Genomic DNA, 8,757 nt, shown 5'->3' with positions numbered 1-8,757 from the left:
CCCCCAGGCCTTCGCTCGCGAGCGCCTGGCCATCCGCCCCCTCGATCGCGATGGCCACTACGGAATCTTCTTTGCCAGCTGGCAGGTCGCAGCAATCGACTTGACCAATGGCCAACCTGTCAGTGATGTGTCCGAACAGGTGTCAGCCATGTCCCCGGACTAAACATCGAGCCGGGCGATGACGACAGAGAGTGCGGATCGCGCCGGCCTCAAGCACACGCCTTAAGCTGCTCTTGTCAGATTGGGGCGCGCAGCCGCGCCCTACCGGCAGGACAATCCCGCGTCGATCGTGGTCCAGAAGCCGCAATGTTCCGGTGTGACCAGCGGCGCGCCGGCGTGGGCCTCGAACAGCAGGATCGCGATGGTGAAGACGACCAGCGCGGAGGAGAACAGGAAGAAGCGGTTCATCATGATGAATGGCGTTTAGCGGATATCATGGTCGAACTATGACAGGTTGCCGCAGGATTTGCGCTGAAACCGACGTCGCGCGCAATCCGTAGCTCTACGCTGTCGGCCATGACGACCTGTGCAGGGCGGTGGTCGATGCGGAGCTGTCCGCGACGACGTTGTTCCTCGGGCGGCCCCGCTTGGGGAACCAGCGCGTAGCGTGTAGCCCCTACGCAGCTCCCTCACCTTGCCAGCCACTCCGCGACCTGCTTCTGCGAATCCGCGCGGGCCTCGTTGTCGGTGCCGACATGGCCGCGATCGGGCGTTGCCACGTCGGGGCTCGTGGCCGGCGCGTGCAGCGGGAGGTTGGCGAGGTCGAAATCGTGATAGGCGCCGGGGTAGACCACGATGCGCGCCAGCGCGCTGCGGCCATAGGCGCCGTCCACCATCTGGCGGCAGGCCGGCGGCGAGGAGATGTCGTCCTTGCCGCCGATCAGCAGCAGCGTCGGCACGCGCGTGCTCCAGCCGAGCCCCGCCGAGATGCGGCAGTCCGGATAGAACGCGATCGCGGCGCGAAAATCCGGCGCCCCGTCACGGCCGGAGTTTTGCGGGCGCACGGCCCAGAGCAGTGCGCTGGCACCATTGGCCCAACCGATCAGGCTGACGCGGTCGCGCGCGACCCAGGGCTGCTTCATCAGCCAGCCGCGCGCCGCCGCGATATCGGCAACGCGCTCGCGCCGCGCCTTGACGCGCACTTCCTTGACACGGCATTGCGGCCCGAGCTCGCGCGAGCCGTAGCTGTCGGGCCACAGCACCGCATTGCCGGCCTTGAGCAGTTGCTCGGACCAGTCGCGGTAGCGCGGCAGCACGGGATCGGAATGGCCGCCGAGGCCGCCGCAGCCATGCAGCGCGATCACGGTCGGAAACGGGCCATCGCCGTCAGGCTTGTAGAGCTGCGCGTGCAGTGTTCCCGAGCCAAGCGGAATCTCGATCGCCTGCGGCGCGGGCGCGGCGCGCGCGGCCGACATCAGGAGCATTGCCAAGAGAACGGTGAACAGAAGGCGCATCGGAGACTGCCAGGTCATGAGCGGACCGGGACCAACGATCCTTCGCCGCAGAGTTATCATGCGGAAATGCCCGCAAAACATCACAAATCGGTGGGTTTAACGAGCGGACAAGCGACCCTATCTATGCTAGATCGAAATTCAGACATCACGCCCCTCACGCGGGCTTCCACGGAGACGATCGACCGTGCTGAACAAGTTCGGCCCCTCGGGCCATGGCGAAGCGCAGGTGCAATATCTGGACGGCGATTTCCGCGTGATCTCGCCGGGGACCTATGTGCGCTGCGCCGTGACCGACACGCGGATCCCGCTCGACGAGCTGAAATACTGGAGCGTCGACCTGCAAGAGGCCTACGCCCAACCGACCGCCGTGCTGCAACGGCATTTTCCGCGCGCGCTGAAGTCGCAGGAGTGACGCCCGCAGACCGCATCTACTGCTCCGCACTTTCCATCCCCACACAGCTCTTCACGAAATCCTTCCTGGGCTCGCCGACGACCTTCTGATCGATCGCCTGCTTGAGGCAGTCGAGGCGCGCCTGCGCCATGCAAAGCTGCATCTGGTCGCGCTTGTCCTGGCCCTTCAGGCTCTGCGTCGTGGCAAGGCACGTGACACGCTTGGTCGCGGGAACCGGCACCGTGCTCGTCTGGCTGCCCGGCGCAGCCGCCTGCGGCGATGACGTCTGCGCCGACACGGACGCAACGATCGGACATACGAGACTGGCGGCAACGGCGATGGACGACAGCTTCACGCGAATACTCCTGTTCGAGCCTGCATCGATAGGAAGCATTCGATGAACGTCGCCTGAATGGGCGCTGCGTAGGGTGGGTTAGCGAAGCGTAACCCACCTCTTTGCTTTCCGCGCGTCAGGAAAAGCGGTGGGTTACGCCTTCGGCTAACCCACCCTACAAATCATCGTCCGCCGAACCGGCTCTCTCTTGCCTTGAACAGGCTGTCGTTGACGAAACGGCGCAGCCCTGGCGCGTCGCCGAATTCGAGCGTGACGGCGAACGGCACGATGTCGGCGGCAAGGCCCGCCATGCCGCGCAAACGCGCGAGGTCCTTCTCGGTGGTGACGAGCGTGAGCTGCTCGCGTCTTGCTTCATCCACCATCGCGTCGATCTCGGCCTTCGAAAACATGTGATGATCGGCGAAGGGACGCGTGCGCGCGACGTCGATGCCGCAGGCGCGCAAGCTGCGAAAGAAGCGCTCGGGATCGCCGATGCCGGCAAACGCAAGCACCGGTTTGCCGAACAGCTGCGCCACCGATGCAGCTTCCGGCTTCAACCGCGCGCGCAGCACCGGTTTTCCGTGCGCGGCGATCTCGGCGGCGACGCCGTCCGCAGCCTCACCGTCGCCGATCAGAACAAGCGCGTCGGTGCGCGACATCTGCACTTGCAGCGGCGCGCGCAGCGGGCCTGCGGGAAACACCTTGCCGTTGCCGATGCCGCGTTCGCTGTCGATCACGATGAGCGATGCATCCTTCGACAGGCGCGGATTCTGAAAGCCGTCATCCATCAGGATCACGGTCGCGCTTTGCGATTTCGCAAGCGCGACGCCACTGAGGCGATCGCGCGCCACGACAACCGGCACCTCGCGCGCCATCATCAGCGGCTCGTCGCCGACATCGGCTGCGCCGTGCCTTGCAGCGTCGACCATCACGGGGCCCTGCAAGCGCCCGCCATAGCCGCGGCTCAGCACGACCGGAGTTTCGCCGAGCGCGCGCAGCAATTTGGTCAGCGCCAGCACCGTCGGCGTCTTGCCGGCGCCGCCGACATGATAGTTGCCGACGCAGAGCACGGGAATGCCGGCATCGAAACCTTTGCCCATCATGCGGCGCTCCGCGACCGCGCCATAGAGCGCGCCGAGCGGCCGTAAGAAATGCGACTTGAACGAACGTGGCCGGTACCAGAAGGCCGGCTCACGCATTGGCGGCTCCCATCTCGAGCCGGAGCTGAAGCAGATAGGGCTCGAGGGCCACGAGCGTGCGATCCAGCGCGCCACCGAGCCGCTCGACCACGCCATGGCCTGCGCGCTGCATCTTGTCGCGCACGGCAGGATCGGCGAGCAGCTGGCCGAGCTGCTTCACCAGCGCCTCCTGCGTCTCGGCTGCGCGCGCACCACCGCTTTGATCGAGCGCCTCATAGACGTCGGTGAAGTTGAAGACATGCGGGCCGTGGACGATGGCGGCGCCGAGCTTGATCGCCTCGATCGGATTCTGGCCGCCATGCCGGATCAGCGATCCGCCCATGAACACGATCGGCGACAGGCGGTAGAACAGGCCGAGCTCGCCCATGGTGTCGGCGACATAGACGTCGGTCGCAGCCGTCGGCAGCTCCCCGCGCGAACGCTGGCCCGGCTTCAGGCCCGAGGCCGTGATCAACCCCGCGATCGACGAGCCGCGATCCGGATGACGCGGCACGATCACTGTCAGCAGCGCGGGGAAGAAGCCGGCGAGCGTGCGATGCGCCGATATCAGCATCTCGTCCTCGCCCGGGTGGGTCGAGGCCGCGACGATGATGGGACGTCCCCGCGTCACCGCCATCAGCCGCTCGAGTTTTGCGGGATCGGCGGGCGGGGCCGGCACGTCGAGCTTGAGATTGCCCGTGGTCGCGACGTTCTGGCTGCCGAGCGCGGCAAAGCGCTCGGCGTCGGTCTTCGACTGCGCGAGGCAAATGTCGAACCTGGAGAGCAGCGCCGAGATCGTGCCCTGCACCCGCCGCCAGCGCGGGAAGGAGCGCGGCGACATCCGCCCGTTGATCAGGACCATCGGCACGCGCCGCGCGGCGCCCGCCAGGATCAGGTTCGGCCACAGATCGGACTCGATGAACAAAGCGAGCGACGGCTGCCAGTGGTCGAGGAAGCGCGCGACATAGCGCGGCGAATCATACGGCACGTATTGATGGATGACGTCGGGCGGAAAGCGCTTTGCCACCACCGCGGCCGAGGTCACCGTGCCTGAGGTCAGCAGGATGCGTAAATTGAGGTCGCGCAGCCGCTGGACGAGCGCGGCTGCGGCCAGCACCTCGCCGACGCTGGCGCCGTGAATCCAAACCAGCGGGCCGTGCGGCCGCACGTCATCGCTGAGGCCGCGCCGCTCGCCGACGCGGGCCGGGTCCTCCTTGCCCTGCTTGAGCCGGCGCTTGATCAGCGCAGGCGCGAGCGGCACCAGGCCGGTCGACAGCCGCTGGTACATCCGCAGCGTCATCGGCAGCGAATTAGCCATGGTCCGGTTCCGGGCGGCCGAGTTGGGCATAGGCGCGGCGGGTCGCTTCGTTCAACGTCTCCTCCAGCTCCTGCCGCAGCGCCTCCATGGTGGCGGCGTCGGCGTCCGGCGGGACGTTGATTTCCTTGATGCCCACCAATGCGCCTCGCCCAAATGGCAAATTGATGGTGGTACGATCCCAGTTCTTGAGCCGGATGAAGCGGCTGGTCGCCATCGCGAAAGGCATGATCGGCCGCCCCGATTCCCGTGCCAGCATGATGATGCCGAGTCCGGCTACGCGCGCGCGCTTCGGGACATCGGCGGTCAGTGCCACATTATAGTCGTCCTCGAGCGCCTGCACCATTTCCCTGAAGGCGCCGACGCCACCTTTGCGGTGGAAAGCGCCGCCATGGTCGCCGGAGCCGCGGATGGTGCCGATGCCGAGCCGCTCCACCGCGATGGCGTTGAACTCGCCGTCGCGATGCCGGGAGATCAGGACCTTGGCCCGGTAGGACTCCTTGTTCTTGATGAACGGCGTCAGGAAATGCTGGCCGTGCCAGAAGGCGAAGATCGCCGGGATCCGCGGCTCAACCTGGCCGTAGACGTCGGGCGGATCGAACGTGAACTTGTTGGTCAGCCAGACCAGACGCAGATATTCGGCCGCCAGGAAACCGGCGGCACGCTGAACGAAGCTGCTTCGCAGCGTATTGCGAAGCAGTCTCTTCAACGCGCCGGCTTCGGTTCTTGACCCGGGTCGAGCAGCCGGTGGAGATGGACGATGAAATAGCGCATCTGCGCGTTGTCGACCGTGCTTTGCGCCTTGGCCCGCCAGGCGGCGTGAGCGGTCGCATAGTTCGGATAGAGGCCGACGATCTCGACGTCGTCCAGGTTCTTGAATGTGTTGTGTTCGAGGTCGACGAGCTCGCCGCCGATGACGAGATGGAGCAGTTGTTGCGGGGCACTATCTGGCATGAGTTTTCTTCCTAAGGGGCTGCCCGGCAAGCAGTGATCGATAAGCACAACGGATGCGCTCAGGGCAAGGGGCGCTTTCGAAAATGCGCGACAATGTTTGCATGACGATCGCGGCCCGCGGCCACCAGCACCCCGTGCGCCACTTCCCGGCGATTATAGAGGAGGGGATCTCCGGAGAGGTCGCTCATCCTACCATCCGCTTCCTGCACGATCAAATCGGCCGCCGCAAGGTCCCAGTCATGGCTGTTGCCCCCCGCAAAAGCCGCATCGAGTGCGCCATGGGCGACCCGGCAGAGACGCAGCGCCAGCGAGCCGATTCGCGGATGCAGCGTGATCTCGCCCAATGACGGCTTGAGGCGCTCGATCAGCGGCTTCGGTCCGGCAACCCGGGAAAAATCGAGCTCGGCCCCTTTCGTCGCACGCACCGGCACATCGTTCAAGGTCGTGCCCTGTCCGCGCGCGGCGAAGAAGAACTCGCCGGTCGTCGGCGCAAAGACCGCAGCGAGAACAGGCGATGCATTCTCGACCAGCGCCACGCTGACGCACCAGTCGTCATGGCCATTGAGATAGTTGCGCGTGCCGTCGATGGGATCGACGACCCAGACCAGGCGCCGCTTCAGCCGCACCTCGTCGTCGGCGCTCTCCTCCGAGAGCCAGCCATAGTCCGGTGTCGCGCCGCGCAGGCGCGCTTCGAGGAGATCGTTGACGGCGATGTCGGCTTCGGAGACCGGCGAGGATGCGCCCTTGATCCACTTCTTCAGCTCGGTGCGGAACATCGCATGAGCGAGGTGGCCTGCTTCCCGCACCGTATCCTTCAGCAGCGCCGCGTCGCGTGTCAGGATATTGTCGTCCAAAGTGTTCGCGTCAGCGTCCGCCAAGCGTCAAACCCTCGATGCGCACTGTCGGCGCATTGATGCCGTAGCGGAACTGGAGATCGTTGGCCGGCTGCATCGACTTGAAGATCTCGAACAGATGGCCCGCGATCGTGACCTCGCTGACGGGATAGGTCATCTTGCCGTTCTCGATCCAGAAGCCCGAAGCGCCGCGGCTGTAGTCACCGGTGACGCCATTGACGCCGGAGCCGATCAGGTCGGTGACGTAGAAGCCCTGGGCGATGTCGGAGATCAGCTCGGCCGGCGTCGGGGTTCCGGCTTCGAGATGCAGATTGTAGGGCCCGGGCGAAGGCGAGGAGGAGACGCCGCGATGGGCGTGACCGGTGGTCTGAAGCCCAAGCTCGCGCGCGGTTGCGCAATCGAGCAGCCACGTCGTCAGCACGCCCTCGTCGACCAGCGCCTGGCGCTTCACCGCGACGCCTTCGGCGTCGAAGGTCTGCGAGCGCAGGCCGCGCTTGCGCAGGGGATCGTCGATGATGCGGATGTTCCCGGCAAAGAGCTGCTGGCCGAGCCTGTCCTTCAAAAAGCTGGTCTTGCGCGCGATCGAGGCGCCGTTGATGGCGCCGACGAGATGGCCGACCAGCGAGCCCGCGACGCGCGGATCGAACACGACGGGCACCTTGCAGGTCTCGACCTTGCGCGGATTGAAGCGCGCCACGGTGCGCTCGCCCGCGGAACGGCCGACCGTTTCCGGCGACAACAGATCCGCGGCATGCGGCGCTGAGGTGAAATCGTAGTCGCGCTCCATGCTGGTACCCTCGCCGGTAATCGCGGTCGCCGAGATGCCCTGGCTGGAGCGCAGGTAAGAGCCGTGGAAACCGGTGCTCGTCACCAGCACCATGCCGCCGATGCCGGCGGAGGCCGACGCGCCGCCGGATTTCGTCACGCCCTTCACGGCGAGCGCGGCGGCTTCAGCTTCCAGCGCGCGCCGCTCGAGCTCCGCGGTGGCGGGCACGTCGGGATCGAGCAGATCGAGATCCGGGAAGTCGCGCGCCAGCAGCGCGGGATCGGCGAGCCCGACATATTTGTCTGATGGGGCGACCTTCGCCATCGCAACCGCGCGTTCCGCAAGCTTGGTCACGGCATCGCCGCTGACATCATTGGTCGAAACCACCGCCTGGCGCTGGCCGACAAGCACGCGCAGGCCGACATCATCGCCCTCGGAGCGCTCGGATTCCTCGACGCGGCCGTCGCGGACCTCGACGCCCTGCGAGATGCCGCGCACGGCAACGGCATCGGCCGCGTCCGCGCCGGCGCGTTTGGCGGCCTCGACCAGCCGCTGCGCGAGATCTGACAGCGCGGACTGATCGAACAGGTCGCGGTTGGCTTTGGACGAAAGCGTCGAGCTTGCGGATGGTGAAGCGTTCACGAACGAAATCCTGTCGGGATTGGCGGTTTCGAAGCCAGTTGCGGCCAAGCCAACCAGATGTGCCCAATTGGAGCGGACTTCAAGCACTTTCAGGGCGCCAAAAGCTCAGATTCGCAGCTTCTGCGCAACGTTCCGTCAATCATGCGTGCCAAGGTCTTGTCAATCATGCTGGGCGGTGACGCCTCCTTAACCAGCCTTTTTAAGCCGTTTCCGTAAAGCCTCGCGCTAAGGTCCTCGCATCGACCGGGAACATAATCCCGGCGGGGAGACTAAGAGCCGTGAGGCGTCAAACAGCAACAAGCGGGGCCAATCCCGCCGGGTCGAGCCGCTCCTTGCGGCTCGACCCTCTTTCTCTGCCGGTCCGTTTCGATGCGCATGATCCGCGCGCCGACGGCCATGTCAGGCAGATCGAGCTTCATCGCGAACGCGTCGTGCTGCGCCGTGCCGTGCGCGGCATGCAGATGGCCGTCAACGTCCGCGTCAGCGATTTCACCGGTATTGCGCTGCGCGGCATCGACGACACGCAAATGCTCGTCCTCGTGCATCGCGATCCCTCGCTTGCCATTCCGCTTCTCGTCAGTGCCGACACTGATGAGATCGCGCAGGCGTGGACGATGTGGAGCGAAATCTTCGCCCTGCCCCAGCTGGACGAAGCCAAACGCGATCCGGCGCCGCGGCGCCGCCGCCGCAACGCGATCCGCGACCGCCGTCCGAAATTCCTGATGCGCCGGCGCGCCGGCGTCGCGCGGGAACTCACCGTTCATCGCGGCGAGCGCGAGATCATCGCAAGGAACTGAGCCCGAGCCTGGGTGCAGCAGACCAACGAAAAGGGCCGCCCCTCGGGACGGCCCTTAAACATAATCGCGCAA

The 8,757-nt window shown here is 65.8% G+C and carries 11 protein-coding genes and 1 pseudogene; 3 read left to right on the top strand and 9 right to left on the bottom strand.

Annotation, left to right across the window (positions count from 1 at the left end; genetic code table 11):
• A pseudogene (locus tag YUU_RS58925) lies at window positions 1–163 on the top strand (IS481 family transposase); the annotation flags it as partial.
• 98 nt (window positions 164–261) lie between these two features.
• Here YUU_RS58925 and YUU_RS58920 read toward each other — a convergent pair.
• Window positions 262–411, bottom strand: coding sequence for a hypothetical protein (locus tag YUU_RS58920; protein ID WP_156944520.1), 150 nt, complete (start codon window positions 409–411; stop codon window positions 262–264).
• A 218-nt stretch (window positions 412–629) separates the two neighbouring features.
• Window positions 630–1,454, bottom strand: a complete 825-nt coding sequence (locus YUU_RS0126230; protein ID WP_027525050.1) for a dienelactone hydrolase family protein — start codon at window positions 1,452–1,454, stop codon at window positions 630–632.
• 184 nt (window positions 1,455–1,638) lie between these two features.
• Between YUU_RS0126230 and YUU_RS0126225 the strand changes: the two genes are divergently transcribed.
• Window positions 1,639–1,866 (top strand): DUF2093 domain-containing protein, encoded by a 228-nt coding sequence (locus YUU_RS0126225; RefSeq protein ID WP_027525049.1) that lies wholly within the window; start codon window positions 1,639–1,641, stop codon window positions 1,864–1,866.
• A 16-nt stretch (window positions 1,867–1,882) separates the two neighbouring features.
• Here the strand turns inward: YUU_RS0126225 and YUU_RS0126220 are convergent, their stop codons facing one another.
• The 7 genes from YUU_RS0126220 to YUU_RS0126190 form a co-directional block, all read right to left on the bottom strand.
• Window positions 1,883–2,200 carry a hypothetical protein gene (locus YUU_RS0126220; RefSeq protein ID WP_027525048.1) on the bottom strand — a complete coding sequence of 106 codons (318 nt, stop codon included), beginning with the start codon at window positions 2,198–2,200 and terminating at the stop codon, window positions 1,883–1,885.
• Window positions 2,201–2,361: 161 nt separating this feature from the next.
• Window positions 2,362–3,378: a tetraacyldisaccharide 4'-kinase gene (lpxK, locus tag YUU_RS0126215; protein WP_027525047.1), complete on the bottom strand. Its 1,017-nt coding sequence runs from the start codon at window positions 3,376–3,378 to the stop codon at window positions 2,362–2,364.
• Window positions 3,371–4,705, bottom strand: coding sequence for a 3-deoxy-D-manno-octulosonic acid transferase (locus YUU_RS0126210; protein ID WP_027525046.1), 1,335 nt, complete (start codon window positions 4,703–4,705; stop codon window positions 3,371–3,373). The genes lpxK and YUU_RS0126210 overlap by 8 nt, the downstream gene beginning before the upstream one ends.
• A complete protein-coding gene (locus tag YUU_RS0126205; protein ID WP_027525045.1) occupies window positions 4,668–5,381 on the bottom strand; it encodes a lysophospholipid acyltransferase family protein in 714 nt (237 codons plus the stop codon). The genes YUU_RS0126210 and YUU_RS0126205 overlap by 38 nt, the downstream gene beginning before the upstream one ends.
• Window positions 5,378–5,626: a DUF4170 domain-containing protein gene (locus tag YUU_RS0126200; protein ID WP_027525044.1), complete on the bottom strand. Its 249-nt coding sequence runs from the start codon at window positions 5,624–5,626 to the stop codon at window positions 5,378–5,380. Before YUU_RS0126200 ends, YUU_RS0126205 begins: the two co-directional genes overlap by 4 nt.
• 59 nt (window positions 5,627–5,685) lie before the next feature.
• The gene (locus YUU_RS0126195; RefSeq protein ID WP_027525043.1) at window positions 5,686–6,504 is read right to left on the bottom strand and encodes a 3'(2'),5'-bisphosphate nucleotidase CysQ; all 819 of its coding nucleotides are present in this window, start codon (window positions 6,502–6,504) and stop codon (window positions 5,686–5,688) included.
• Complete coding sequence (locus YUU_RS0126190; RefSeq protein ID WP_027525042.1) at window positions 6,491–7,888, bottom strand: TldD/PmbA family protein; 1,398 nt, start codon at window positions 7,886–7,888, stop codon at window positions 6,491–6,493. Before YUU_RS0126190 ends, YUU_RS0126195 begins: the two co-directional genes overlap by 14 nt.
• Window positions 7,889–8,166: 278 nt before the next feature.
• Here YUU_RS0126190 and YUU_RS0126180 point away from each other — a divergent pair, with 278 nt between their 5' ends.
• Window positions 8,167–8,685, top strand: coding sequence for a DUF6101 family protein (locus YUU_RS0126180; RefSeq protein WP_027525041.1), 519 nt, complete (start codon window positions 8,167–8,169; stop codon window positions 8,683–8,685).
• Window positions 8,686–8,757: the final 72 nt, after the last annotated feature.

The organism is Bradyrhizobium sp. Ec3.3 (assembly GCF_000472925.1).
In the GTDB taxonomy this organism is placed as follows: domain Bacteria; phylum Pseudomonadota; class Alphaproteobacteria; order Rhizobiales; family Xanthobacteraceae; genus Bradyrhizobium.
The sequence above is the reverse complement of the archived record's forward strand: the minus strand, read 5'-3'. Positions and strand labels throughout refer to the sequence as shown.

Coding starts and splice junctions, on each gene's coding strand:
- YUU_RS58920 (WP_156944520.1), bottom strand. CDS start 411: ATGATGAACCGCTTCTTCCTGTTCTCCTCCGCGCTGGTCGTCTTCACC.
- YUU_RS0126230 (WP_027525050.1), bottom strand. CDS start 1,454: ATGCGCCTTCTGTTCACCGTTCTCTTGGCAATGCTCCTGATGTCGGCC.
- lpxK (WP_027525047.1), bottom strand. CDS start 3,378: ATGCGTGAGCCGGCCTTCTGGTACCGGCCACGTTCGTTCAAGTCGCAT.
- YUU_RS0126210 (WP_027525046.1), bottom strand. CDS start 4,705: ATGCCCAACTCGGCCGCCCGGAACCGGACCATGGCTAATTCGCTGCCG.
- YUU_RS0126200 (WP_027525044.1), bottom strand. CDS start 5,626: ATGCCAGATAGTGCCCCGCAACAACTGCTCCATCTCGTCATCGGCGGC.